A 25,200-nucleotide genomic window follows, 5' to 3' on the forward strand; every position below is an offset into this window, starting at 1 on the left:
GAGAGGACTCCTCTTCCCGCCCGGTTTCCTCCGGGCGCTCGTCCAGTGGGGGGTGGTCACCCGCGGCCGCGGACCGCGCCCCGTCCGGGACGGGCGTCGTCTGCGTCACAGGTGCCGCACTGCGTCCCAGGGTACCGCGCCGGTCCCGTGTGACGCGGGCATGGCGCGCGGCGGCCCGCAGGCCGCCACGCGGATGCCGGGTCAGATCTCGACGACGGCCGCGGCCGGGGCGCTCTGGGCGGCCGGCACCAGCACGGTCACCGACTCGAGGTGGTGGGTGTCCGGGTAGAGGTCGAACACGCGGGCGCGCTCCACCTCGTAGCCGCCGTCGCGCAGCCACGCCAGGTCGCGGGCGAACGAGGCGGGGTCGCACGAGACGTACACGATGCGGCCCGGCTCGAGCGCGAGGATGCGCTCGATCGCCCGCCGCCCCGCGCCCGCCCGCGGCGGGTCCAGGACGACGGTGTCCAGCGCGGCACCGCCGAGGCCGCCGTCCGCCACGGGACGCTCGGGGTACTTCAGCCAGCTGCCGAGCACCTTGTCCGTGGGGCCGTTGAGCACCGAGGCCTGCGGCTGGTCGTGCAGGTTGCGGCGGGCGTCCTTCGAGGCCTGGCGGGAGGCCTCCACCGAGTACACGCGGCCCTCGGGTCCCACGGCGTCCGCCAGGTACGCGCTGAACAGGCCGGCGCCGCCGTAGAGGTCGGCCACGACCTGGCCCGGCTCGACGCGCGCGTCCTCGAGCACCGCGTCCACGAGGGTGGCCGGGGCGTGCTGGTGGACCTGCCAGAAGCCGTCACCCGTGACGCGGAAGCGCTTGGTGCCGCCGCGCTCGGACTCCACGGTCTCCTCGACCCAGGTCTTGCCGGTGATGCGCTCGACCTTGACCGGCTGGAACTGCTTCGGGCCGGGCAGGGCCAGGCCGGTGGAGACGTCCACGCCGCACGCATTGGCCGCCTGGCGGATCCGGGTGCGCAGCCGGCCGAGCTTGACCTCGTCCGCCCGCGTCTGCGGGGTGGGCGTCACCAGCACGAGGGGGCGGGAGCCGGAGGCCGGCGTCGCGACGTCCACGCGGGCGGCTCCGGTGAAGTCCCAGTCCCACAGGGCGAGCGCATCGAGGGCCGGCACGCCGAGCGGCATGTTGCGCACGGGTAGGAGGGTCGCCGAACGGTAGGCGTGCATCGCGATGTGCCCCTGGGGGGTCACCGCGAACGCGTTCCGGGTCCGCCAGCGCTGGCCGGTGGGCTCGTCCTCGGAGCCGGCGAAGCACACCTCCGGCTCCACCGCGAGGTCGGCGATGCGGTGCACCGTGTCCCGGAAGACCTGGGCCTTGAGCCGGCGCTGGTGCGGGACCACGATGTGGCCGAACTCGGCGCCGCCCACGGGCGGGCGACCCGAGGCGTGGGCGCGCAGCATGTCCGCGAGCTTCCACTGGTGGATGCGGCGGAACTCGGAGGGCCGCAGCACCTCCACGACGTCGCCGCGCCAGAAGCGGGCCCCGTCCTCGGCCTCGGTCAGGGCCACCCGGACCTTCTCGCCGGGCACGGCGTGGCGCACGAAGACGACCCGCCCCTCGTGCCGGGCCACGCAGTGGCCGCCGTGGGCCATGGCCCCGACCTCCACCTCGATGGTCCTCCCGATCCCGGTGACGTCTGTGGACGTGTCGACGACTGCCATGTCTGGCTCCTCTCGCATCGCAGCGCGCTTCAGGTCTTGCCCTGAGCATCGACTGGTCAGATCATCATCATCCTTGCAGACCGATGCGGCTGTGTCGCCTCGATCGTGGGCGCGCCGTCGGACGGCGTCATCCGCCGCTCCCCGGGGGCGCCGGGGCGGTCAAGAGCCCTGGCCCTCGTGGACCTGCCACGGCACCGAGCCCACCATCACGCCCGGCTCCCGCTGCAGTCGCCGCGTCTGGCGGGTGGCGGTCCGGTTGTGCAGGAGCGTGCGCCAGCCCGGCCGGACCACGTACTCCGGGATGAACACCATGGTCAGGTCCCGCGGGGAGCGGCGTCGGTGCTCGCGCACATGCCGCACCAGGGGGGCCACCGTGTCGCGGTAGGGCGAGGCGATCACGGTGAGCGACATCGGCAGGCCGGCACGCTCCCAGGCGTCGATCACCTCCAGGGTGGCGGCGCGCTCGGCGTCCACGACGACGGCCTCGAGGGAGGACGGCCGCGACGCGCGGGCGTAGGCCAGCGCCCGCAGCGCCGGCCGGTCCAGCGTGGTCACGACGACCACCACGTGGACCCGCGAGGGCAGGGCCCGCGCGTCGTCCTGGGGGTCCGGTGCGAGCTCGCGGTCCACGTCCGCGTAGTGGCGGCGGATCCGCCCCATCACCAGCGAGCCGAGCACGATCGCCAGCAGCGCCACCCACGCGCCCTGCGTGAAGCGGGTGACCAGGACGACGACGCCCGCCAGCGCCGTGACCACCCAGGCCACCGCCGTGATGATCAGGCGCAGCCGGACGGCCGCGCGGGCCCGGGCGCCCGGTGTGTGCACGAGCCGGCGGCGCCACAGCCGCAGCATGCCGGCCTGCGCGAGCGTGAAGGCCAGCAGCACGCCGATGACGTAAAGCTGCACGAGCAGGGCGGTCCGGGCCTCGAAGAACAGCACGAGCGAGAGGGCCACGGCCCCCATCCCGAGGACGCTCCACGTGTGCACCAGCCGGTCGCTGCGGACCCTCAGCTGCCGGGGCAGGTAGCCGTCCTCGGCCACGCGCGCGGCCAGGGCGGGGAACGAGCGGAACGCCGACTTGGCCGCGAACAGCAGGAGCAGGGCGGTGGCCGCGATGGTGGCGACGGACAGGATGCTGCCCGGGCCGTACACGGTGTCCGCGAGCTGGGCGAGCACGGGGGCGGGGGCGCGGTCGGGCGTGACCTCGGCACCCGCGGCGTCCCGGAGGTTCTCCAGCTCCAGCCCGACGACGACGCCGGTGCGCTGAGCCAGGTGCATGACGCCCACGGTCAGCGCGCCGAGGGTGAGGGCCATCACGGTGAGCACCCACCGCACCGTGGGCACGGCCGGCCGGGCCATCAGGCGGGTGCTCGAGACCGGCACCTCGACGCCGGTGAGCAGCACCGATCCCGCGCTGAACGCGCGCAGGGCGAGCAGCGCCGTCGCCACGGTGCTGACGGTCCCGCCGACCCCGGCGCCCTCCTGCGTCCAGCCGGCCGTCGGCGCCGCGCCGAGCAGCCCACGGCCCTCCTGCCACAGGCCCGCCAGGACGAGCAGCGCGGTCAGGGCGACGAACACGCTCACGAGCACGGGCAGCACCCACCGGGACAGCCGCACCCCGCGGAGCGCGGCCAGCAGTACGCCCACGAGCGCGGCCGAGGCCACCAGCACGCGGCTGCCGACGGTGAGTCCGGGGGCCAGCGCCGCCACGAAGTGGGCGAAGGCGGCCACGGAGACCGCGGCGGTGAACACGAAGTCCAGCAGGAGCGCGGCCGAGGCGACGACGCCGGCCCTCGGGCCCAGCTTCATGCCGGCCATGTGATAGATGCCGCCGTGCGGAACGGCGGCGACCGCGGCGCGGAAGGACACGACGATGAGCAGCATCACCGCGACGACGGCCCAGCCGACGGCGGGTCCGAGCGCGAGCGCGGACGTGCCGGCCGCGACCAGGGTGAGGATGACCTCGTCCGGGGCGTAGGCGAGGGAGGACAGGGCGTTCGACGACGTCACGGGCAGCGCCCGCCACCGGTTCATGCGGGGCTCGTCGGCGGCGTGCGACGTCACGGGGCGACCGAGGAGGCCGCGGCGCAGGAGGGAGGACAGCGTGGCCACCGCACCACGGTACCCCCGCCGGGCCCGGACGCCGCGGCGACGCGGATGCTCCCGGACGTGCCCGCCGGATGCGAGGATGGAGCGCGCGTCGGCTCCCCGGCGCACGGAGCACCGCACGAGAGGCAGGGACGGGCATGGCCCACTACGTGATCGTCGGCGGCGGACGGGTGGGCACCCGGTTGGCGGCCGCGCTGGACGCGGCCGGTCACGGCGTCGCCCTCGTGGACCGCGACCCGCGGACCGTGGAGGGGCTGGCCCCCGGCTTCTCCGGCGAGCTCGTGGCCGGCGTGGGCTTCGACCGCTCCGCGCTGCTCGCCGCCGGCATCGACCGCGCGCAGGGCCTGGCGGCCGTGACCGCGGACGACAACACGAACATCATTGCCGCCCGCGTGGCCCGCGAGACCTTCCACGTGGACCACGTGGTGGCGCGCATCTACGACGCCGACCGGGCCCGGCTGTACCAGCGCCTCGGCATCCCCACGGTCGCCTCGATCCAGTGGACGGCCGACCAGGTGCTGCACCGGCTGCTGCCGGCCGGCACCGCCGACGCGGAGCACCGCGACGCCTCCGGCCGGCTGCTCGTGACCGAGCTGGTCCCCCACTCTTCGTGGTGGGGCCGTCGGCTGACCGACGTCGAGTCCACGGTGGGGATGCGCATCGCCTACCTCACCCGGCTCGGCGACGGCCAGCTGCCCCGGCCGGGCGACCGCCTGCAGGAGGGCGACGTGCTGCACGCCGTCTACCCGGTGGACCGCCGGGACCAGGTGGAGGCCGCCCTGCAGGGCGAGGCACGCGTGCCGGACGGCACGGACGAGGACGAGGAGGGACGGGCATGAGGGCCGTCATCGCCGGAGCCGGCGCCGTGGGCGCCTCCATCGCGCGGGAGCTGCACGCGCACGGCCACGAGGTGGTCGTCGTCGAGGCGCGCACGGACGCGGCCCGCAAGGCCGACGTCGGCGGCGCACGCCTCGTCCTCGGGGATGCGTGCGACCTGACCGTGCTCGAGCAGTGCGGCGCCCTGGAGGCGGACGTGCTCGTCGCGGCGACCGGCGACGACCGGGTCAACCTCGTGTGCTCCCTGCTGAGCCGCTCGGAGTTCGGCGTCGGCCGCACCGTGGCCCGCGTCAACAACCCGCTCAACGACTGGCTCTTCGACGAGTCGTGGGGCGTGGACGTGGCCGTGTCCACCCCCTCGATCATGACGGCGCTCGTGGAGGAGGCCGTGGAGACCGGGGACCTCGTGCGCCTGCTCAGACTGGAGGCCGGCGGCGCGGCGCTGTCCGAGTTCCGGGTCCCGGCGGAGCACTGGCTCGAGGGCCGGCGCATCGGCACCGTGTCCTGGCCGCAGGAGGCTCCGCTCGTGGCGGTCGTGCGCGACGGCGCCCCCCGGCAGGCGTCGGCGGACGAGGTCCTGGAGGTGGGCGACGAGCTCTTCTTCCTGGCCGCCGGCTCCGCCGAGCCGGCCCTGCGTCGCCTCCTCGTCGGCGAGGGCCGCGCTCAGGGACGCTCGGAGGCGGCGGAGTCCGCCGGCACGCCGTCGTCCTGACCGGGCGAGCTGACGGACCAGGCGAGCCAGAGCCCCAGGGCATAGAGCGGCAGGCCCATCACCAGGCGGGCCACCCCGAGCGCGGTGACGGCGTCCCCGAGGTAGAGGGGCACCTGCACCGCCAGGCGCAGCGCGAACACGGCCACGAGGATCCAGGTGGCCGCGGCGTAGGCGCGGCGCCGACGCCGGTGGGCCCGCCAGCGGGTGCCCTCGGCGCGCACGAGGCCGAGCACCAGGCCCGCCGCGGGCCAGCCCACGAGGACGGACACCGCGAACGCGAGGCCGTAGGCGGCGTTGGTGACGAAGCCCCACAGGTAGTAGTCGCGGGCCTGGCCGGTGGTCAGGGAGACCACGACGGACAGGACGACGACGGCGAGGCCGGCCAGCACCTGGACCGGCGACTGGCGCTGGACGAGGCGCGCGACGCCCAGCACGAGTGCGACCGCGACGGCCGCCACGCCGGAGGGCCACACCTGCTGGGTGGCGACGTAGCCGACCATGTAGACGAGGGTGGGCAGGGAGGCCTCGACGATGCCGCGCCAGCCACCGACGCTGCCCAGCGCGTCGAGGCGGCCGCGCTCGTCCAGGCGGGCTCGAGACGGCAGGGGGCCGGCCCCGTCCGGGGCGGCGGTGACGGGGCCACGCGGCTCGGTCATGGGCTCTCCTCTCGGGGCCGTGCTCAGAGCGTGGCCTCGGGCGCGTCGACCAGGTCGAACTCGGGGTTGTGCAGGGTGGGCACGCCATCCATCTGGGTGACGCGGCCGCGGACCGTCAGCCACTCCCCCGGCATGACACCGGGCACGCGGCGCCGCCCGTGCCAGACCAGCTGCAGCGTCTCCGCGGGCGCCATGCTCCCGGGCGCGGGCAGGCGGTCGGCCAAGACCGCGCGGAAGACGGTCGCCTCGTCCGCGCCGGGCAGTGTGACGGAGGCGATGACGCCGCGGCGCTCGATGCGGCCCGCGGCGCCGGTCGGGCGGGCTGCGACGGCGGGGCTCACCGGGTCTCCGTGATCTCCGGACCGCGCTCGGGCAGCGCGGTGGCCTCCGGTGCCGCGCCGTCCCCCGGGCCGGCGGCGGTGTCCGCGAGCACGTCCCGGCCCTCGTCCGGGGCCGGGCGGCGACGCTGCAGCGGGCGCGCGTTGGGAGGCGGACGCAGGGGCAGCAGCTCGCGCGGCGGGAGCGGCTCGTCGCCCCGCACCACGACCAGGTCGGAGAACACCTGTTCCAGCGGCTCGGCGGCCTCCGGCTGGAAGGCGGCCTCGCCGTGGAACACGCCGCGGACGAACCAGCGCGGACCGTCCACGCCCACGAACCGGGCGACGTTCCACCCCGGCGAGCCGTCCGGCAGCGCCGCCGGCACGCGCGTGAGGATCTCGATGCCGAAGCGGCCGGTCTGCTCCTGCACGGTCGCGTGGGCGGTGGTCGACAGGGAGTCGTGCAGCTCGGCGCGCAGGTCGTCCCACAGGCCCGTGCGGCGCGGGGCGCTGAACGCCTGGACCTGCAGCGCCGAGCGGCCGAGGCTGACGGTGGCGGCGACGATCCGCTTCGTCGCGTCCTCGACGTCGAGGCGCAGCTTCATGCCCTGGACCGCCCGCAGGCGCAGCGACCCCAGGTCGATCATGCCGGCGGGATCCGGGCGGGTGGCGACGTCGTGCGGACCGACGTCGGCTGCCTCCGGCGCGGCGGCGATCTCGAGGTCGCGCTCCTCCAGCAGCTCGGCCGGCAGGCTGACCTGCTCGTGGCGCACGGTGCGGTTGCGTCCGAAGATCACGACGTCCTCCCAGGGGTGGTGTCGGCGGTGAAGCCGCCGGTCGAGCCGAAGCCGCCGGCCCCGCGTTCGGAGTCGGGCAGCGCGTCCACGGGCTCGAAGCGGGCCCGCACGACCGGCTGCAGCACGAGCTGGGCGATCCGGTCGCCGCGGCGCAGCACGATCGGCTCGGTCGGGTCCAGGTTGATCAGGGGCACCTTGATCTCGCCGCGGTAGCCGGCGTCGATGGTGCCGGGGGCGTTGACGACGCTCAGGCCGTGGCGGACCGCGAGGCCCGAGCGGGGGTGCACGAACCCCGCGTGGCCCTCCGGGATGGCCAGCGCCACGCCGGTCGGCACGAGGGCACGCTCACCCGGGGCCAGGGTCACGTCGACGGCGGTGCGCAGGTCCGCGCCCGCGTCGCCCGGCTGCGCGTAGGCGGGCGGGGCCAGGCCCGGATCGAGGGCGTGCAGGGGCACGGGCAGCTCGGCGGAGTCGGTCACGAGGCCCGACCCTACACGAGCACCCGTCGGCCCGGGGCCGCGTCGAGGCGGCCGGGCGGGCGCCCTCACCGGTGCCGCGCGGCGGGACCGGAGTCCGGATGTGGGAAGCTGGGACCCATGCGTGATCCCCAGCAGCACCCCGTCGCCGATGCCTCCCGCCGCGCCCCCGAGGGCGCTGCGGCGGGACCCGATCCGGTCCTGTTCGAGGAGCGGTTGACGCCCTCCCCGGGGGTCTGGGCCGTGGCGCTCATGCTGGCGGCGCTGACGATACTCGTGTTCGCGCCGATCGACCTCGGGGTGGGCATCGCGGCCGCCGTCGCGTTCTTCGCCGTCGAGGTCCTGATCCTGGTGGCCACCACCCCGCGCATCGTGGTGCGCGAACGCACCCTCCAGGTGGGCCGCGCCAGCATCGAACGGCACCACGTCGGTCAGGTCACGGGGTATCGCGGCGAGGACGCCCGGGCCCAGCGCGGCCCGCTGCTGCACGGGCTGGCCTTCGTGAACGTGCGCGGCTGGATCGCGCCCGTCGTGCGGATCCAGCTGACCGACGAGCGCGACCGCACACCCTACTGGCTGACCAGCACCCGGCGTCCGGAGGAGCTGGTCGCGGCCCTCGGCGGGACCATGGCCCGGCAGGAGGGGACGGCCGAGGGCCGCTGACCGCCCCGGCGGCGGGGGCTCAGCCCTCGCAGTCGGTGCAGTAGATCAGGCCGTTCTTCTCACGCGCGGCCTGCGAGCGATGGCGGACCAGGAAGCAGGAGGCGCAGGTGAACTCATCCGACTGGGCGGGCAGCACCCGCACCATCAGCTCTTCACCCGAGAGGTCGGCGCCGGGCAGCTCGAACCCCTCGGCGGCCTCCGCTTCGTCCTCGTCCACGACGGCGGACTGGGTGTCCGTGCGCCGTGCCTTCAGCTCCTCGATGGAGTTCTGGCTCAGCTCTTCCTCGTTCTTGCGAGGGGCGTCGTAGTCAGTGGCCATGGGGTTTCACGCTCCGCTGGTGGGGGACGGCACCGGGACCGGTGCCGGCACTGCGCAGGCGGCGTCGTGGGCGGGCCACGCATCACCGGCCTGCGCCGTTGCGCGTAGATTGTGCACCATGGCCGAACCCGTGCCAAATGTTGACCGGCATGCTCGCCCAGGGCGGATTCGCGCGGGCGCGCGCCCCTCGCCCGGGCCGTGGTCTGCGGCCCGGCGGCTAGGATCGGGGCATGCCCGGCCGGGCGTCCGCATGCCCGGTGACCAGAACACGATGTGGGAGGGACCACCGCCATGGCAGAGCTGCGACTGACCGGACCCACCGAGGACGGCGACGCGCTGCGTTTGTCGGGGCCCGAGGGCGAGGAGCACACGCTCCCCCTCTCCCCCTATCTGCGCCGGCTGGTCATCGAGGGCGCCGCGCCCGAGGACGGGCGACCGGCCGAGGACGGCCCCGCGGCCTGGCACGACATGACGGAGATGGACGTCCCCGGGGCGGACGACGAGGACGCCGAGGGACCGGTGGACGCGGCGACGCACGCCGACGATGCCGCGGAGGAGGACGAGCGGGCTCCCGAGGCGCCCTCCGGCCCGGCCCGGCCGGACGAGGACCTCGCGCTCACCCCGCGGATCGACCCGCGGCCCGTGGCCGACGACTCGACCGCGGACGGACCGACCCCGGCGCCGCTGACCGACCAGGAGTCCGTCAAGGCCGCCGCGACCCAGGAGGCCGTGCCCCTCACCCCCCGGGAGATCCAGCAGCGCATCCGTGCGGGCGCCTCCGTGGAGCAGGTGGCCCGGGAGAGCGGGAACGCGTTCTCGCGCATCCGCACCTACGGTCACCCCGTCTTGGCCGAGCGCGACTGGATCGCCCGGCAGGCCCGCGCCGTCGAGGTCTGGGTCGGCGGGCCCGACCTCTACTCGGACCTCGTCCAGGACGGCGGCCCCACGACGCTCGGTGAGCTCGCCGCGCACCGGCTCGCCGAGCTGGGCGTGGACGAGGCGAGCCTCGAGTGGGACGCGTGGCGCGAGGACCAGGCCGGCTGGACCGTGGCCGCCCGGTTCGCCGTGTCCGGTGCGGGGAGTCTGCCCACCCGCGAGGAGCCGCCGGCGCTCTGGACGTTCCGCCCGGCCGGACGCCACCTCGAACCCGAGAACGCCTGGGCCCGCGCCCTGTCCGAGGCGGAGGCCTGGGACCTGGTCCCCCGCGCCCCCGCGGCCGAACCGGTGACGGACGACGTGGACGCCGAGGACGCCGTGACCCCCGCGGGTGCGCACTCCCCGGCCGCCGACCGCGACGCCGATCTGCTGGAGATCCTGCGGGTGCGCCGGGGTCAGCGTGTGGGCGCGGACCTGGAGTCGGACGACACGCTCGCGCACCTGATCGCCCGCGAGCACCAGGACCGGAGTCGGCGCGAGGCCGCCCAGGCGCCCGAGCCGCTCGCCCCGGTCGACGCCGAGGGGGCCCTGACGACCGCCGACGACGCCCCGGGCATCGACGAGCCGGAACCGGCCGCCGAGACCGACCGCGCCGAGGACACTGCCGCAGACGTCGCGGACGCGGAGGTCGCGGACGCGGGTGTCGAGGACGAGGGGGCGGAGCCCGCGCCTCGCGAGCGTGCCGCGCGCCCTGCCATGCCGGCCGTCACGCCGCGCCCCCGGGCCCGCTCGGCCGCTCGCCGCGCGTCCGTGCCCAGCTGGGACGAGATCGTCTTCGGCCGCAAGGGCGACTGACCCCGGCCCGGCCCCGGCCGCGGGGCGGGCTCAGCGGTGCCAGGTGAGCAGCGGGACCTCCCGCTCGGCGCGCGTGGGCGCGCCGTGCTGGCCCACCATCTCGAAGGCGTGCGGGGGCACCCGCCGGCCGTCGTAGAGGGCAAGATCCCCGTGCACGGCGACGAGCAGATCCCCGATGCGGGCACGGACCCGGTCCTCGACGACGGCGCCGAACCAGCCGGCGTCGACGGCCTCGTCCCGCGTGAGCACCCACGCGTGCGCCCCGTAGCGCTCGGCCCAGGTGCGCCGCACCCTCTCGCGCACGTCCGGACCCGCGTCGGATCGGAAGTGCAGCTGCACGAGGCGGGGCTCCCCCGCGGTGTGCGCGATCCCCTCGAGCAGCGCGGGGTCGGCGAGCTCCCCGGCCTCGTCCAGGGCGGCGTAGTCCACGCGGCGCGACGGCGGCACGTCGACCATGCCGTGGTCGCCGGTGGCGAGCACCACCGTCCCGGCGGGCACGCGGTCCACCAGGCGCCGCACCGCCGCGTCGATCTCCTCGAGGGCGTGCAGCCACCGGTCCGAGCCCACGCCGTCCCGGTGGCCGGCCTTGTCCAGCTCGTTGACGTAGAAGTAGACGAGCGTGGGCACGCGGGCGTCCTTCAGCACGCGTTCGACGGCCTGGGCGCGGGCGATCAGGGCGCGGCCGGCCACGAACCGGCCGCCACGCAGCCCCGCCCGTGTCAGGGCCGAACGCTCGAAGGCGGGCAGCGAGACCGTGACGGCGTCCACGCCGGCCGCGGCGGCGCGCTCGAACACGGTGGGCTTCGGCTGCCACCCCACCGGGTCGGTGGCCTCGTCCCAGCCGCCCAGCTGGTTGATCACCACGTCCCGGTCCGGGTCGAGCACGTCGTAGCCGGCCACGCCGTGCTCCCCGACGTCCAGCCCGGTGCCCAGGCTCGTGAGGGACGCGGCCGTCGTGGTGGGCACGGCCGCCTCGAGGACGCGGCCGCCGTCGGCCATCGCCGAGCGCAGCGTGGGGGCGTGGCCGCCGAAGCGCTTCAGGAGGGACCGTCCGAGGCCGTCCACCAGGGCGACGACCACGCGGCGGCCCGCCGGGACCGCGAGCGCGTTCTCACAGCCCGGGACACCGAGGGCGGCCGCGGCGGAGGTCAGGACGGAGCGCAGGGCACGGTCGGCGGGGACCACGCCGTCGGGGAGGGCGGGCCCCGTCACGTGGTGGCCGCCAGGTGGGCGCGGCGCAGGGCCCGGGCGAAGGCCAGGGCGCCGTCGACGGCCCCCTGCCCGTCGGCGTCGGCGGCGACGCGGATCACGAGGTCCTCGCGGGTGGCGGTGCCGGTGTAGCCGTGGTCGAGGTCGCACTGGGGGTCGGCGCAGCCGGCGGGCTGCAGGTCCAGTCGCTGGCCTCCGGCCCACATCAGCCCGAGGGTCATCTCGGCCACGGGGTCGGACGGCCGGAAGCGGGCGGGGTCGGCGTGGCCGGTGGTCAGGACCACGGAGCCGAGGGCGCGGACCGGGACCATCTCGGTGGAGACCTGGGCGAGGACCGCCTGGCCGGCCGGGTCGGCGGCGTGGTCGTCGAGGTGGACGGCCAGCAGGGTGTCCCCGGCGAGCACGAGGGCCGTGATGTGCCGGTGGATCTCCTCGTAGTCGAAGTGCGTGTCCACGTGGACGAGGTGCGCGTCCGGGGTGCGGCCTTCGAGCTCGAGGGCGATGGCGTGCGCCACGAGGTCCGGGTAGAAGCCGGCGCGGACGAGTGAGGCGTCGAGGCCGCCGCTGCCGTCCAGGGTGCGGGCCTCGCGCTGCCGGCCCTCGGCCTCGGGGGCGTCGGGGCGGTGGTCGGGACGGCCTGGCTCGTGACTCCTGCGGAACGGGCTCATGTCCCCCATGCTACGGGTCCGGCGCCGGGCCGTCCGGGCCCGCTGTGGACGGCCCGGTCAGCGGCCGCGCAACGCGCGCCGGGCCGAGTCGGTGCGGCGGGCCGCGTTGGCGACGTGCACCTCGGCCTGCAGCACCGTCACGCCCTCGGGGGCGGCCAGCACGGGCGCGAAGCGCAGGCGGGCGACCTGCGGCAGGTCGTCCTTGAGGACGCTGACGCGGCCCACGAGGTCCTCCAGCGCGGCGAGGTCGACGGAGGGCACCCCGCCGGTGCCGCGCAGCTTCACGGCGGCGCGGGGGGCGCGGACCATGCGGGCCACGTCCCGGTCCGTGAGCGGGGGCACGCGGTGCACCCAGTCCCCCAGCAGGTCCGTGGCGTCGCCGGCGATGCCGAAGGAGACCACGGGGCCCAGCAGCGGGTCCTCGAGCGCCGTGAGCATGCAGGCCTGGCCGGCGGGGGCCATGGCCTGGACCTCGAGCTCGCGCACGCCGAACGGCGCGAGCAGACGGCGCATGTGCTCGACGTTGCGGCGCAGGGAATCGGCGTCCACCACGTTCAGGCGGACGCCGCCCAGGTCGAGTCGGTGCCGCAGGTGGGGGTCCACGGCCTTGAGCGCCACGGGGAAGCCGAGCCGCTCGGCGGCCGCCACGGCCTCGTCGGCGGTCTCGAACCGGGCCGAGGGCAGCACGGTGATCCCGTAGTGGCCCAGCAGCGTCTCGGTCTCCTCGTCGGAGAGCCGGACGAGTTCGGTGCCCTCGGCACGCGCGGCGGCCGCCTCCACGAGCTCCTCGGCCTCGTGCGGGTGCAGGCCGGTCGGCTCGAGCGGCTCGCCGACCTCCTGGCGGCGCCAGTGGACGTAGTCCGCGAGCGCGCCGAGCACGGTCATGGCCTGCTGCGGCGACGGGTAGAAGGGCAGGCCGGGCTGCAGGGAGCCGGGCTCGGCGTCGTCACCCACGGGCCCGGTGGCGCCGAGCGTGGCGCCGCGGTAGCGCGGGGAGACGACGTCGGTCAGGCAGCCGAGCACGGGGATGCGGGCGTCCCGGGTCGCGTCCGCGAGGGCGTGGGCCAGCCGCTCCGGCTCGTCGTCCGCCTGGTGCAGGCCGAGGCGGGCCAGCACCACGACGGCGTCGGCCTGCTCGTGGCGGACGGCGTCCCGGACGGCGGAGACCAGCGTCTCGGCGGGCGGGGCGATGCCCTGTTCGCTGCCGACGAGGCCGACGGTGGCCGTGACCTCCAGCCCGGCCTCGGCCGCGGCGTCGCGGCCCAGCCGGTCCAGGGCGAGCGAGTCGGCCACGAGGACGACGCGGTGGCCCGTGGGCAGCGGCTGGCTGGCCACGGCCATGAGGATGTCGAGCATGGCCTCGTGCGTGTGGGCCTCGAGCACGCCGGTCTGGTCGAGCATCGAGTCCACGGCGCCCTCGGGGGCCTGGGTGGTGCGGGTCTCGTGGCCCGGGGGCAGGAAGCGCCCGGTGACGTCGGAACGGACCACCACGACGGGCTTAGTGCGGGAGAGCCGCCGGGCGATGCGGGAGAACTTGCGCGGGTTGCCGAACGACTCGAGGTACACGCCGACGGCGGCGGTGTGGGGGTCCGCCTCGAAGAACTGCATGGCGTCGTTGCCCGAGACGTCCGCACGGTTGCCGGCGCTGATCGAGGTGGAGATCCCCACCCCGCGGCGCTTGACGCCGGCGGAGACCATGGCGCCGACGGCGCCGGACTGGCTGAACAGGCTGACGGGGCCGCGCTGGGCCAGGCCCGGTGACGGGGAGGCATTGAGGCGGATCGCGGGGTCCGTGCGGACCAGACCGGTGGAGGCCGGGCCGATCACGCGCATGCCGTGGGCACGAGCGAGGGAGACCAGGCGGCGCTGGGCCTCGAGTCCCTCGGCGCCGGCGTCGGCGTAGCCCGAGGTGAGGACCACGAGCCCCTGGGCCCCGGCCGCGGCGGCCTCGGGGATGAGGGCCTCGACCTCGTCGGCGGGCACCGCGACGACGACGAGGTCGACCGGCTCGCCGATGTCGGCCAGGGAGCGGTGGGCGGTGAGGCCCTGAACGTCCTCGGCGGCGCGGTTCACGGCGTGGACGGTGCCCGTGAAGCCCGCCTCGAGGACGTGGCGCAGCACGAGCGAGCCGACGGCCTGCGGATCGCGGGAGGCGCCGACCACGGCCACGGAGGCGGGCTCGACCAGTTCGGCGACGCTGCGGGACTCGGCCCGGTGCTCGCGGGACTCGACGACGGCGCGCCACCGGGCGGTGGGATCGATGGGGAACTCGACGGCCACGACGCCGTCCTCGAACCGGCGGGTCACCTCGAAGCCAGACTCCTGGAACACCGAGAGCATCTTGCGGTTCTCGGGCAGGACCTCGGCGGTGAAGCGGCGGATGCCGTTCTCGCGGGCGGCCGCGGCCAGGTGCTCCATGAGGATGGAGCCCAGTCCGCGGCCCTGCGCGGCGTCGGAGATGTTGAAGGCGACCTCCGCGGCGTCGGAGTCCCCGTACCGGTCGTAGCGGCCCACGCCGAGCAGGCGGCCGCCGCGGGTGATCACGAACGCCACCCGGTCCCGGTGGTCCACGTGGGTGAACCGGTCCAGGTCCTTGGCGCTCAGCTCGGACTTGTACGTGAAGTAGCGCAGGTAGATGGAGTTCTCGGACTGCCCGGCATGCATGCGCTGCAGCTCGGCGGCGTCCTCGGGCGAGATGGGCCGCAGGTGGGCCGTGGCGCCGTCACGGAGCACCACATCGGCCTCCCAATGGGAGGGATATCCGCGGTCGGCTTCAGTCTCACCCATAGGATCACTGTAGACAATCCCCGACGCCGTGAGGACTCCCCGACCACCATGATGGCCCGTTCATCCCGTTCCCGCCCCGCCGAGCAGGACGCCCCGCGCCCGCTGCCGCTGGAGCAGGAGAACATCGTCGACGTCGACGTCTCCGAGGAGATGGAGGCGTCCTTCCTCGAGTACGCCTACTCGGTGATCTACTCGCGCGCCCTGCCGGACGCCCGCGACGGCCTCAAGCCGGTGCAGCGGCGCATCCTCTACATGATGTCCCGCATGGGCCTGCGCCCGGACCGCGGCCACGTGAAGTCCGCCCGTGTGGTGGGCGAGGTGATGGGCAAGCTGCACCCCCACGGCGACGCGGCGATCTACGACGCGATGGTCCGCCTCGCCCAGCCGTTCTCCCTGCGCCTGCCCGTGGTGGACGGGCACGGCAACTTCGGCTCGCTCGACGACGGCCCCGCGGCTCCGCGCTACACGGAGGCCCGCATGGCCCCGGCCGCCCTGGCGCTCACCGCGGACCTCGACGAGGGCACCGTGGACTTCGTCCCCAACTACGACAACCAGCTTCAGCAGCCGGCCGTGCTGCCCGCCGCCTACCCCAACCTGCTCGTCAACGGCACCACCGGCATCGCCGTCGGCATGGCCACGAACATGGCTCCGCACAACCTGCGCGAGGTCGTGGCGGGCGCGCGCCACCTGCTCGCGGACCCCGAGGCGGACCTCGAGGCGATCATGGCCCACATCCCCGGCCCCGACCTGCCCTCGGGCGGCCGGATCGTGGGGCTCGACGGCGTCCGCGACGCCTACGCGACCGGCCGCGGCACGTTCCGCATGCGGGCCGCCGTCGCCGTGGAGCAGGTCTCCGCGCGTCGCACCGGCCTGATCGTCACCGAGCTTCCGTACGGCGTCGGCCCCGAGAAGGTCATCGAGCGGATCAAGGCCGGCGTCGACGCGAAGAAGCTCAGCGGCATCGCCGACGTCGTGGACCTGACGGACCGCAAGAACGGGCTGCGCCTGCAGATCGAGCTCAAGTCCGGGTTCAACCCCCAGGCCGTGCTGGCCGCCCTGTACCGGCACACCCCGCTCGAGGAGACGTTCGGGATCAACAACGTCGCGCTCGTCGACGGCCAGCCGCAGACCCTGGGCCTGCTGCCCCTGCTGCGGGTCTATGTGGACCACCGTCTGGACGTGGTGCGGCGCCGCACCGGGCACCGCCTCGGCAAGCACCGCGACCGCCTCCACCTCGTCGAGGGCCTGCTGCTGGCGCTCGTGGACATCGACGAGGTCATCGAGATCATCCGTTCCTCGGACGACACCGCGGCCGCGCGCACCCGCCTCATGGGCGTCTTCGACCTCACCCAGGTGCAGGCCGACCACATCCTGGAGCTGCGGCTGCGCCAGCTGACGAGATTCTCCCGCATCGAGCTGGAGGCCGAGCGCGACGAGCTGCAGGCCGCGATCGCCGAGCTCGAGGCGATCCTCGCCTCCGACGCGCGGCTGCGTGAGGTGGTCTCGTCCGAGCTGCAGGCCGTGGCCGACGAGCACGGCGACGACCGCCGCACGGTCCTGCTCGAGGCCGAGACCGCCGCGGCCCCCGCCGCCGGGCCCGCGCCGTCCGGGCCGACCCCCGCCGGCGCCGGTCAGGCCGGGGCGGACCTGATGGTCCCGGACACGGCGTGCTGGGCCCTGCTCTCCACCTCCGGACGCCTGCTGCGCACCGCGGACCGCACGCCGATCGCCCCGCAGGGCCGGCGCCGCAAGCACGACGCCTTCGCCTCCGTGGTCCCGACGACGGCCCGCGGCGAGATCGGGGCCCTCACCTCCGCCGGCGCGCTGCACCGCCTCCAGACGGTCGACCTGCCGGTGGCCGGCGAGCCGTCCGCGGCCCCCGCGATGACCGCGGCCCTCCCCGCCGCGGAGCTGGTGCCCCTGGCCAAGGGCGAGACGCTCGTGGCCCTGGTCCCCCTGGACACCGTCATGGCGCTGGGCACCGCCCACGGGGTCGTCAAGCGCGTCCGGCCGGAGTGGCCCCTGAACCGCCAGGTCGTCGACGCCGTCGCCCTGAAGGACGGCGACGCGGTGGTCGGGGCCGCCCCCGCCCCGGACGAGGCCGACCAGCTCGTCTTCCTCACCCGCACCGGCCAGCTGCTGCGCTACGCCGCCTCCGCCGTGCGCCCCCAGGGCCCGGCCGGCGGCGGTGTCGCGGGCATCCGGCTGGCCGCCGGGGACACGGTGCTCGCGTTCGGGGTGGCCCCCGCCGCCTCCCTCACCGAGACCGGTGCGGACGCCGCGGCCCACCCGCGGCCCGCCGTCGTGGTGACCGTGACGGACGGCGAGGCGGACGTGCTCGGCTCCGCCCCGGGCTCCGTCAAGGTCACCCCGCTCGGGGAGTATCCGGCCAAGGGCCGCGGCACCGGCGGCGTGCGCGCCCACCGGCTGCTCAAGGGCGAGAGCGGCCTCGAGCTCGGCTGGATCGGCGCCGCGCCCGCGCTCGCGGCCTCCCGGGCCGGCGTGGCCCGCGCGCTGCCGATCGAGTACGGGCGCCGGGACGGCTCGGGCGTGCCCGTGGACCAGCGCATCGAGGCCGTCGGCGCCGGCGCCTCCCCCGAACTCGTCTCGGTCCCGCCCGCCGAGGACGACGCCGTGGCCGTGTCCGCGGACTGACCCCGGTCCGGGGCGAGCCTGTTCGCCTCGGGCCGATCGACGCCCCGGATGGGCGCCCCGCCCGACCCCTCCGATACAGTGGGCTGTCGTCTCATCGCAGGTGAGCGCCCCCCTCCCCCGACCCCCCGCAGATTGGTCCTGGTGACGAACGTGTCCGGCAACGCCAGCTACGAGTACTCCCGCGCCGCCCTCCTGGCGGTCACCGAGGTGGAGGCCCCCGTCGAAGTCACCTCGCGGGACCTCGACGACCAGCTGGCGGAGGTGCTCACCCGCCTGCGCCTGCCCGGCTCCCTCCTGGAGCGGGTGGCCGGTGTGCGCAGCCGTCGGAACTGGGACGAGACCGAGGACTTCCAGGAGGCCGCCGCCCGCGCCGGCGTCGCGGCCCTGGAGCAGGCCGGCGTCCCCCGGGAGCGGGTGGGCCTGCTCGTGAACACGTCGGTCACCCGGGCCACGCTCGAGCCCTCCGTGGCCGTGCGGATCCATCACCTCATGGGGCTGCCGACCTCGGCGACCAACTTCGACATCACGAACGCGTGCCTCGGGTTCGTCAACGGCCTCATGCTCGCCTCCACCCTCGTGGACGCCGGCCAGATCGACTACGCGGTCGTGGTCGCCGCCGAGGACGCCTCGAAGGTGCAGGCCGCCACCGTGGCCAACCTGCACGCCGAGACCACGCACCGCGGCAACTTCATGGAGCAGTTCGCGTCCCTGACGCTGGGCTCCGGGGCCGCCGCCGCCGTCGTCGGCCGCATCGAGGACCACCCGGACGCCCATCGGATCGTCCGCGGGATCACCCGCGCCGGCACCGACCACCACGGCCTGTGCGTGGGCGACCACCACGGCATGTACACCGACTCCACCGCCCTGCTCAAGGACGGTCTCGAGCTCGTGATGGACGCGTGGCACGACGTCCCGGCGGAGTGGGCGTGGCCGGAGGCCGACCGGTTCATCACCCACCAGGTCTCGCAGATGCACACCGACGCGATCGCGGAGTCCGCCCACCTGGACCCGGCGCGCATCCCGACGACGTTCCCCACGCTGGGCAACGTCGGCCCGGCGTCGCTGCCCATCACCCTCGTGCGGGAGATGGACGCCCTGGAGGACGGGGACACGGTGGTCTGCCTGGGCGTGGGCTCGGGCCTGAACACCGCGATGCTCGAGATCGAATGGTGAGCTGAAGGAGCCAGAGCCATGCCCCAGATCCCCGCCGCCCCCGCCGCCCTGCCGCCGGCCGACCGACTGCCCGGCTGGGACCCGGCGTGGTCCCGCCTCGTGGAGATCCGCTCCGCCGCGGACCCGGAGGGGACCGTGCGGACGCTGCACGTGGCGGACACCGGTCCCGTGCTCGCCGCGGCCGGGGCCGAGATAGTCGGCACGATCGTGGCGGTGCACGGCAACCCGACGTGGTCCTGGCTGTGGCGGTCCCTGCTCGCGGAGACCGTGCGCCGGGCACGCCGGGGCATGGCCGCGTGGCGCGTCGTGGCGCCGGACCAGCTGGACATGGGCTTCTCCGAGCGCCTCGCGCACGCGGGCTCCCCGTCCGCCGCGTCGATGGGCCGTGCCGGCGACACCTACCGCACGCTGGGCGGCCGCATCGCCGACCTGGACGCCCTGCTGGCGGCCCTCGGGCTGCGCGACCTGGCAGCCACCGGCCACCCGCTGATCACGCTCGGCCACGACTGGGGCGGCGTCGTGTCCCTCGGCTGGGCGGCGCGTCATCCGGAGCTGGTGGCCGGCGTCGCGACCCTGAACACCGCGGTCCACCAGCCCGCGGGGGCGCCGATCCCCGCCCCGCTGCAGGCCGCCCTCGCCGGGCCCGTCCTGCCGGCCTCCACCGTCACCACGGACGCCTTCCTCTCCGTGACGACCTCCCTCGCCACCCCGGCCCTCGACCGCGAGACGCGGGCCGCCTACCACCTGCCCTACGACACGGCGGCCCGACGCGGCGGCGTCGGCGGCTTCGTCGCGGACATCCCGGCCGACCCCGGCCACGGCAGCCATCCCGAACTGCAGCGGGTGGGCGAGGACCTCGCCGCCCTGGGCCGCACCGACGTGCCCGCCCTCATCCTGTGGGGCGCCGACGACCCGGTCTTCCTGGACCGCTACCTCGACGACCTCCGCGACCGCCTGCCCCACGCGCGCGTGCACCGCTACGAGCAGGCGGGGCACCTGCTCGTGGACGACCGCGACATCACCGCGCCCCTGCTGCAGTGGGCCCAGCTGCTGCGCGGCGGCCAGCTCGCCGACCCCGCCTCGGGGCTGCCGGGCCCCGTCCCGCACGCCACCGCCGACGCGGCCGCCGACCCGGGCCTGGAGGTGGACCTCGGGGAGGAGCCCGGAGCCCGCGAGCCCGGCGTGGTCCGGCTCTGGGACCACCTGCGCGACTGGGGCGCCCCCGGCTCGGACCACCGCGAGTACACCGCGCTGGTGGACATGGCCGGGGCCCAGGCCGGCCGCTCGCTCGTGGGCACCGCCCGCCGACCCGTGGCCGTCACCTGGGGTGAGCTGCAGGAGATGGTCTCGGCCATCGCCACCGGGCTGTGGGCCGCGGGCATGCGGCCGGGCGACCGGGTCGCCATGCTCGTGCCGCCGGGCCGCGACCTGTCGGCGGCCCTGTACGCCGTGCTGCGCGTGGGTGCCGTCGCCGTGGTGGCGGACCAGGGCCTCGGGGTCAAGGGCATGACCCGGGCAATGAAGTCGGCCCGCCCCCGCTGGATCATCGGCCGCACCCCCGGGCTGACGCTGGCCCGCGCCCAGTCCTGGCCGGGCACCCGGATCTCCGTGACCGAGCCGGGCGCCGCCCAGCGCCGCCTGCTCGACGTCTCCGACTCGCTCTACGCGATGATCGACCGCCACCGCGACCCGGCCGCGGGCGACGCCGTCGACGAGCACGGCACCGTGCTGCCCGAGCCCGCCCTGGACGCGGACGCCGCGGTGCTGTTCACCTCCGGCTCCACGGGCCCGGCCAAGGGCGTCGTGTACACGCACGAGCGGCTGGGCCGCCTCGTGGCGCTGATCTCCCGCACCCTGGGCATCCGCCCGGGCGGCTCCCTGCTCGCCGGCTTCGCCCCGTTCGCGCTGCTCGGGCCCGCCCTCGGCGCCGCGTCCGTCTCCCCGGACATGGACGTCACCCAGCCGGCCACCCTCACCGCGCAGAAGCTGGCCGACGCCGCGATCGCCGGGCAGTCGAGCGTGCTGTTCGCCTCCCCCGCCGCCCTGGCGAACGTGGTCGCGACCGCCGACGGCCTCGACGCGCCCCGGCGCGAGGCCCTCGACGCCGTGCGCCTCGTGCTCTCGGCCGGCGCCCCCGTGCACCCACAGCTGATGCGTCAGGTCTCGGACCTGATGCCGAACGCCCGGGTCCACACGCCGTGGGGCATGACCGAGGGGCTGCTGCTCACGGACATCGACGGCGACGAGGTGCAGCGCCTGCGCACCGCCGACGACGAGGGCGTCTGCGTGGGCTCCGCGCTGCCCACGGTGTCCCTGGCCATCGCGCCGCTGCTCGAGGACGGCAGCGCCGACGACGTCATCCTCGACCCCGCGCGGGGCCACGGCGTCCTCGGCGAGATCGTGGTCAGCGCCCCCCACCTGAAGGACCGCTACGACGCGCTCTGGCACACCGACCAGCAGAGCAAGCGCGACGGGCTGTGGCGGCGGGACGGCCGGGTGTGGCACCGCACCGCCGACGTCGGCCACTTCGACGCCGAGGGCCGCGTCTGGCTCGAGGGTCGGCTCCAGCACGTGATCACCACGCCCGAGGGCCCGATCGGCCCGGGCGGGCCCGAGAAGACCGTCGACGCCCTCGGGCCGGTGCGGCGCAGCGCCGTCGTCGGCGTCGGGCCCCGGGGCACGCAGGCCGTGGTCGTCGTCGTGGAGGCGGCCGTGCCGGCCACGCGCCCGGCGCGGCGCCCGGGTCACCACCGGGACGGCCGGCCCAAGCAGGGCCTCGCCCCGACCGCGCTGGCCTCCGCCGTGCGCGCGGCCCTCGAGCCGCTGCCGGTGGCCGCGGTGCTCGTGGCCGATGAGATCCCCACGGACATCCGGCACAACTCCAAGATCGACCGCGCCCGGGTGGCCGACTGGGCGGAGGCCGTGCTCGCCGGCGGGAAGGTGGGTGCGCTGTGAGCGGCTTCGGCTACGACGTCGACCTCGACGCCGCCGGGATGCCCGACCTCGTCGAGCGCCTCGCGTCGCGCCGCGTCCTGGTGACCGGCGCCTCGGGGCTGCTGGGTGCGGGCGTCGCCCGGGTGCTCGCCGATGCCGGCAACGACGTGACCACCCTGCAGCGGCGTCCGTCGGGCGTGCCCGGTGCGCGGGACGTGCGCGGGTCCGTGACCGACCCGGCCGCCGTCGAGGAGGCCCTGACCGGCGCGGACACCGTGGTGCACGTGGCCGCGAAGGTGTCCGTGTCCGGCCCCGAGCACGAGTACGAGGCCGTGAACGTGGAGGGCACGCGCATCCTGTTGCACGCCGCACAGCGCCACGGCGTGCGACGCTTCGTCCACGTCTCCTCCCCCTCCGTGGCGCACGCCGGCGACTCCATCGTCGGCGAGGGCGCCGGAGCCGCCAGCCCCGAGCACGCGCGCGGACCCTACGCGCGCACGAAGGCGGCCGGCGAGCGACTGGCCCTGGCCGCCGACCGCGACGACTTCCGCGTCCTGGTGCTGCGCCCCCACCTGATGTGGGGGCCCGGGGACCTGCAGCTCACCGACCGGATCGTGCAGCGCGCGCGGGCCGGGCGGATGCCCGTGCTCGGCACGGGCGCTCCCCTGGTCGACACGCTGTACACGGCCAACGCCGTCGAGGCCGTGGTGGCGGCTGTGTCCGCGGCCGACGTGCACCACGGCGAGGCCCTCGTGGTCACCAACGGCGAGCCGCGACCGGTCGGCGAGCTGATCCGCCAGATCGCGCTGGCGGGCGGCGCCGCGGAGCCCGAACGCCGCGTCCCGGCGGGCCTGGCCCGGCGCGCCGGTGCCCTGATCGAGCGGGCGTGGGAGCGGGATCTGTTCGGGCTGCGGTCCCGGGGCGTGGGCTCCGACGACGGCGAGCCGCCGCTGACCGAGTTCCTCGCCGAGCAGCTCTCGACCGCCCACTGGTTCGACCAGCGTCGCACCCGTGAGGTCCTCGCGTGGACGCCGACCGTGAGCATCGACGAGGGCCTGCACCGCGTCGCGGCGTACTACCGCGACCGCTGACGCCCGCCGCGGCCGGAACGAGCGCCCGTCCCGAGCTTTCGTTCGGGAAACGGCGCGGGTCACGCCGCTTTCGTTCGGGAAACGGCGCGGGTCACGCCGCTTTCGTTCGGAGAACGGCGGCGGCCGCAGCGTCGTGCCGGGGGCCTGCGGCGCCGTCGTCTCGGTGCCCGCCGTTTCCCGAACGACGACGCTCCTGGGGCCGCCGTTTCCCGAACGAAAGTGGGGGGTCAGGCGTCGATGCGCTCGCGGTCCAGCTCGTCGGCATGGGAGACGATGAAGTCCTTGCGCGGGGCCACCGCGGAGCCCATGAGCAGGTCGAAGACGCGCTCGGCGGCCTCCACCTCGGCGATGTTCACGCGGCGGAGCATGCGGTGGCGCGGGTCCATCGTGGTCTCGGCCAGCTGGTCGGCGTCCATCTCGCCCAGGCCCTTGTAGCGCTGGATCGGCTCGCGGTACGAGCGACCCTCCCGCTCCAGGCGGGCGAGCGTCGCGTGCAGCTCCTGCTCCGAGTACGTGTAGATGACCTCGCGTTCCTTCACGCCGCGGGTCACCGCCTCGATCCGGTGCAGCGGCGGGACGGCCGCGTACACGCGCCCGGCCTCGACCATGGGCCGCATGTAGCGGAAGAAGAGCGTCAGCAGGAGGGTGCGGATGTGGGCACCGTCCACGTCCGCGTCCGTCATCAGCACGACCTTGCCGTAGCGGGCCGCGTCCAGGTCGAAGCTGCGCCCCGCGCCGCCCCCGACGACCTGGATCAGCGCCGCGCACTCGGCATTGGCCAGGATGTCCGAGACGGAGGCCTTCTGCACGTTCAGGATCTTGCCCCGGATCGGCAGCAGGGCCTGGAAGTCGGAGGACCGGGCCAGCTTGGCGGTGCCGAGCGCCGAGTCGCCCTCGACGATGAACAGCTCCGAGGAGGCGACGTCGTTGCTGCGGCAGTCCGCCAGCTTGGCCGGCATCGTCGAGGTCTCCAGGGCGTTCTTGCGCCGCTGGTTCTCCTTGTGGGTGCGCGCGGAGATGCGCGACTTCATCTCCGCGACGACCTTCTCCAGCAGCGTGTGCACCTGCTGCTTCTGGGCGCGGGCCGTGGAGGTGAGGCGGGCGGTCAGCTGCTTCTCCACCACCTGGGAGACGATCCGCCGCACCGCGGAGGTGCCGAGGATCTCCTTGGTCTGTCCCTCGAACTGCGGCTCGGCGAGCCGCACCGTCAGGACAGCGGTCATGCCGGCCAGCACGTCGTCCTTCTCCACCTTGTCCGACCCGGCCTTGAGCCGGCGCGCGTTGGCCTCGACCTGGGCGCGGAACACCTTCAGCAGTGCCGCCTCGAACCCGGACTGGTGGGTGCCCCCCTTGGGCGTGGCGATGATGTTCACGAAGGACCGGAAGACGGTGCCGTAGCCGACGTCCCAGCGCAGGGCGACGTCCACCTCGCACGTGCGCTGCACATCCTGCATGGAGGTGCGCCCGTCCTCGCCGAGCACCGGGACCCGCTCCTTGAAGGTGCCGGAGCCCTGGATCCGCCACACGTCCGTCACCGGGGTGGCGGGCGTGAGGTGCTCCACGAACTCGGAGATGCCGCCGTCGTACTGGAAGACCTCCTCGACCGGGCCGTCGGCGCCGGGCGTGCCGGGTCGGCGGCGCAGGTCCTTGACCGTGATCCGCAGGCCCGGGATCAGGTAGGCGGTCTGGCGCGCCCGCGCCTGGAGCTCCTCGGCGGAGAACGTCGCGTCCTTCACGAAGATCTGCTCGTCCGCCCAGTAGCGCACGCGCGTGCCGGTCTGCCCACGTTTGGCCTTCCCGACGACGTCCAGCGGCGAGGCGTCCGTGGACGGCTCGAACGGGGCGTCCGGCGACGGGCGCGACCCGTCCTGGAAGCGGCCCGGCTCCCCGCGCCGGAACGACATCTGATGGACCTTGCCCCCGCGCAGCACCTGCACGTCCAGGCGCGAGGACAGGGCGTTGACCACCGACGCGCCCACGCCGTGCAGGCCACCCGAGGCGGCGTAGGAACCGCCGCCGAACTTGCCGCCGGCGTGGAGCTTGGTGAACACCACCTCGACGCCGGACAGGCCGGTGCGCGGCTCCACGTCCACGGGGATGCCGCGCCCGTTGTCCTCGACCTCGACGGAGCCGTCCGGATGCAGGGTGATCTCGATCGACTGCCCGAAGCCGGCCAGGGCCTCGTCCACCGAGTTGTCGATGATCTCCCAGAGGCAGTGCATGAGGCCGCGGGAATCGGTGGAGCCGATGTACATGCCCGGCCGCTTGCGGACGGCCTCGAGCCCCTCCAGCACGGAGAGGTGGCGGGCGTTGTACTCGGTGTTCGCGGGCACGGGGCGGGCCTTTCGGTGGACGACGGCGGCCGGTCCAGCCTACTCCGCGGGCCGGACAC

The 25,200-nt window shown here is 75.3% G+C and carries 19 protein-coding genes; 8 read left to right on the forward strand and 11 right to left on the reverse strand.

Going from position 1 to position 25,200, the window contains the following annotated elements; all coding sequences use genetic code 11:
* Positions 1-201: 201 nt before the first annotated feature.
* Positions 202-1,674 carry a class I SAM-dependent RNA methyltransferase gene (locus AC3RJ9_RS06215; RefSeq protein WP_020625083.1) on the reverse strand — a complete coding sequence of 491 codons (1,473 nt, stop codon included), beginning with the start codon at positions 1,672-1,674 and terminating at the stop codon, positions 202-204.
* Positions 1,675-1,833: 159 nt separating this feature from the next.
* Positions 1,834-3,786: an APC family permease gene (locus AC3RJ9_RS06220; protein ID WP_020625082.1), complete on the reverse strand. Its 1,953-nt coding sequence runs from the start codon at positions 3,784-3,786 to the stop codon at positions 1,834-1,836.
* A 134-nt stretch (positions 3,787-3,920) separates the two neighbouring features.
* Here AC3RJ9_RS06220 and AC3RJ9_RS06225 point away from each other — a divergent pair, with 134 nt between their 5' ends.
* Both AC3RJ9_RS06225 and AC3RJ9_RS06230 read left to right on the forward strand, forming a co-directional pair.
* Positions 3,921-4,622: a potassium channel family protein gene (locus AC3RJ9_RS06225; protein ID WP_020625081.1), complete on the forward strand. Its 702-nt coding sequence runs from the start codon at positions 3,921-3,923 to the stop codon at positions 4,620-4,622.
* On the forward strand, positions 4,619-5,332 hold the full coding sequence (locus AC3RJ9_RS06230) for a potassium channel family protein (protein ID WP_036382825.1): 714 nt from the start codon (positions 4,619-4,621) through the stop codon (positions 5,330-5,332). The genes AC3RJ9_RS06225 and AC3RJ9_RS06230 overlap by 4 nt, the downstream gene beginning before the upstream one ends.
* Here AC3RJ9_RS06230 and AC3RJ9_RS06235 read toward each other — a convergent pair.
* The 4 genes from AC3RJ9_RS06235 to dut are packed head-to-tail and all read right to left on the reverse strand — an operon-like array spanning position 5,284 to position 7,581.
* Positions 5,284-5,988, reverse strand: coding sequence for a DUF3159 domain-containing protein (locus AC3RJ9_RS06235; RefSeq protein WP_020625079.1), 705 nt, complete (start codon positions 5,986-5,988; stop codon positions 5,284-5,286). The genes AC3RJ9_RS06230 and AC3RJ9_RS06235 overlap by 49 nt on opposite strands.
* Before the next feature lie 23 nt (positions 5,989-6,011).
* Positions 6,012-6,329 carry a single stranded DNA-binding domain-containing protein gene (locus AC3RJ9_RS06240; RefSeq protein ID WP_049147125.1) on the reverse strand — a complete coding sequence of 106 codons (318 nt, stop codon included), beginning with the start codon at positions 6,327-6,329 and terminating at the stop codon, positions 6,012-6,014.
* Positions 6,326-7,102 carry a DUF3710 domain-containing protein gene (locus AC3RJ9_RS06245; protein ID WP_044659534.1) on the reverse strand — a complete coding sequence of 259 codons (777 nt, stop codon included), beginning with the start codon at positions 7,100-7,102 and terminating at the stop codon, positions 6,326-6,328. The genes AC3RJ9_RS06240 and AC3RJ9_RS06245 overlap by 4 nt, the downstream gene beginning before the upstream one ends.
* Positions 7,099-7,581 (reverse strand): dUTP diphosphatase, encoded by a 483-nt coding sequence (gene dut, locus AC3RJ9_RS06250; RefSeq protein WP_036382821.1) that lies wholly within the window; start codon positions 7,579-7,581, stop codon positions 7,099-7,101. The genes AC3RJ9_RS06245 and dut overlap by 4 nt, the downstream gene beginning before the upstream one ends.
* Positions 7,582-7,698: 117 nt before the next feature.
* Between dut and AC3RJ9_RS06255 the strand changes: the two genes are divergently transcribed.
* Positions 7,699-8,241 (forward strand): DUF3093 domain-containing protein, encoded by a 543-nt coding sequence (locus AC3RJ9_RS06255; protein WP_036382817.1) that lies wholly within the window; start codon positions 7,699-7,701, stop codon positions 8,239-8,241.
* Positions 8,242-8,260: 19 nt separating this feature from the next.
* Here AC3RJ9_RS06255 and AC3RJ9_RS06260 read toward each other — a convergent pair whose 3' ends face one another.
* Entirely contained in the window at positions 8,261-8,560 is a 300-nt protein-coding gene (locus AC3RJ9_RS06260; protein ID WP_002858157.1) for a DUF4193 domain-containing protein, read from the reverse strand.
* Between the two features lie 291 nt (positions 8,561-8,851).
* Between AC3RJ9_RS06260 and sepH the strand changes: the two genes are divergently transcribed.
* Positions 8,852-10,291: a septation protein SepH gene (gene sepH / locus AC3RJ9_RS06265; protein WP_044659533.1), complete on the forward strand. Its 1,440-nt coding sequence runs from the start codon at positions 8,852-8,854 to the stop codon at positions 10,289-10,291.
* 30 nt (positions 10,292-10,321) lie between these two features.
* Here the strand turns inward: sepH and AC3RJ9_RS06270 are convergent, their stop codons facing one another.
* From AC3RJ9_RS06270 to AC3RJ9_RS06280, 3 genes are read right to left on the reverse strand one after another with little or no spacing between them, the layout of a single operon-like run.
* Positions 10,322-11,503, reverse strand: a complete 1,182-nt coding sequence (locus AC3RJ9_RS06270; protein ID WP_044659532.1) for an alkaline phosphatase family protein — start codon at positions 11,501-11,503, stop codon at positions 10,322-10,324.
* Positions 11,500-12,168, reverse strand: coding sequence for a DUF5998 family protein (locus AC3RJ9_RS06275; RefSeq protein WP_044659536.1), 669 nt, complete (start codon positions 12,166-12,168; stop codon positions 11,500-11,502). The genes AC3RJ9_RS06270 and AC3RJ9_RS06275 overlap by 4 nt, the downstream gene beginning before the upstream one ends.
* A 57-nt stretch (positions 12,169-12,225) precedes the next feature.
* Entirely contained in the window at positions 12,226-14,955 is a 2,730-nt protein-coding gene (locus AC3RJ9_RS06280) for a bifunctional acetate--CoA ligase family protein/GNAT family N-acetyltransferase (protein ID WP_206495824.1), read from the reverse strand.
* 48 nt (positions 14,956-15,003) lie between these two features.
* Between AC3RJ9_RS06280 and AC3RJ9_RS06285 the strand changes: the two genes are divergently transcribed.
* The 4 genes from AC3RJ9_RS06285 (at position 15,004) to AC3RJ9_RS06300 (ending at position 22,808) form a co-directional block, all read left to right on the forward strand.
* The gene (locus AC3RJ9_RS06285) at positions 15,004-17,610 is read left to right on the forward strand and encodes a DNA gyrase/topoisomerase IV subunit A (protein WP_123244102.1); all 2,607 of its coding nucleotides are present in this window, start codon (positions 15,004-15,006) and stop codon (positions 17,608-17,610) included.
* Between the two features lie 141 nt (positions 17,611-17,751).
* Positions 17,752-18,783 (forward strand): 3-oxoacyl-ACP synthase III, encoded by a 1,032-nt coding sequence (locus tag AC3RJ9_RS06290; protein WP_044659529.1) that lies wholly within the window; start codon positions 17,752-17,754, stop codon positions 18,781-18,783.
* An 18-nt stretch (positions 18,784-18,801) separates the two neighbouring features.
* Positions 18,802-21,738, forward strand: coding sequence for an alpha/beta fold hydrolase (locus tag AC3RJ9_RS06295; protein ID WP_145951518.1), 2,937 nt, complete (start codon positions 18,802-18,804; stop codon positions 21,736-21,738).
* A complete protein-coding gene (locus AC3RJ9_RS06300) occupies positions 21,735-22,808 on the forward strand; it encodes an NAD-dependent epimerase/dehydratase family protein (RefSeq protein ID WP_044659527.1) in 1,074 nt (357 codons plus the stop codon). The genes AC3RJ9_RS06295 and AC3RJ9_RS06300 overlap by 4 nt, the downstream gene beginning before the upstream one ends.
* A 227-nt stretch (positions 22,809-23,035) precedes the next feature.
* Here AC3RJ9_RS06300 and AC3RJ9_RS06305 read toward each other — a convergent pair whose 3' ends face one another.
* Complete coding sequence (locus tag AC3RJ9_RS06305) at positions 23,036-25,141, reverse strand: DNA gyrase/topoisomerase IV subunit B (RefSeq protein ID WP_073116530.1); 2,106 nt, start codon at positions 25,139-25,141, stop codon at positions 23,036-23,038.
* Positions 25,142-25,200 lie beyond the last annotated feature (59 nt).

The organism is Micrococcus sp. 63XJN7_6_ISO-PGPR-S23-444 (genome assembly GCF_058072765.1).

What these genes read in the sequence shown, in the direction of transcription:
- AC3RJ9_RS06255 (WP_036382817.1), top strand. Translation starts at nt 7,699, where the DNA reads ATGCGTGATCCCCAGCAGCACCCCGTCGCCGATGCCTCCCGCCGCGCC.
- AC3RJ9_RS06225 (WP_020625081.1), top strand. Translation starts at nt 3,921, where the DNA reads ATGGCCCACTACGTGATCGTCGGCGGCGGACGGGTGGGCACCCGGTTG.
- AC3RJ9_RS06275 (WP_044659536.1), bottom strand. Translation starts at nt 12,168, where the DNA reads ATGAGCCCGTTCCGCAGGAGTCACGAGCCAGGCCGTCCCGACCACCGC.
- AC3RJ9_RS06260 (WP_002858157.1), bottom strand. Translation starts at nt 8,560, where the DNA reads ATGGCCACTGACTACGACGCCCCTCGCAAGAACGAGGAAGAGCTGAGC.
- AC3RJ9_RS06280 (WP_206495824.1), bottom strand. Translation starts at nt 14,955, where the DNA reads ATGGGTGAGACTGAAGCCGACCGCGGATATCCCTCCCATTGGGAGGCC.
- AC3RJ9_RS06235 (WP_020625079.1), bottom strand. Translation starts at nt 5,988, where the DNA reads ATGACCGAGCCGCGTGGCCCCGTCACCGCCGCCCCGGACGGGGCCGGC.
- AC3RJ9_RS06285 (WP_123244102.1), top strand. Translation starts at nt 15,004, where the DNA reads ATGATGGCCCGTTCATCCCGTTCCCGCCCCGCCGAGCAGGACGCCCCG.
- sepH (WP_044659533.1), top strand. Translation starts at nt 8,852, where the DNA reads ATGGCAGAGCTGCGACTGACCGGACCCACCGAGGACGGCGACGCGCTG.
- AC3RJ9_RS06230 (WP_036382825.1), top strand. Translation starts at nt 4,619, where the DNA reads ATGAGGGCCGTCATCGCCGGAGCCGGCGCCGTGGGCGCCTCCATCGCG.
- AC3RJ9_RS06295 (WP_145951518.1), top strand. Translation starts at nt 18,802, where the DNA reads ATGCCCCAGATCCCCGCCGCCCCCGCCGCCCTGCCGCCGGCCGACCGA.
- AC3RJ9_RS06215 (WP_020625083.1), bottom strand. Translation starts at nt 1,674, where the DNA reads ATGGCAGTCGTCGACACGTCCACAGACGTCACCGGGATCGGGAGGACC.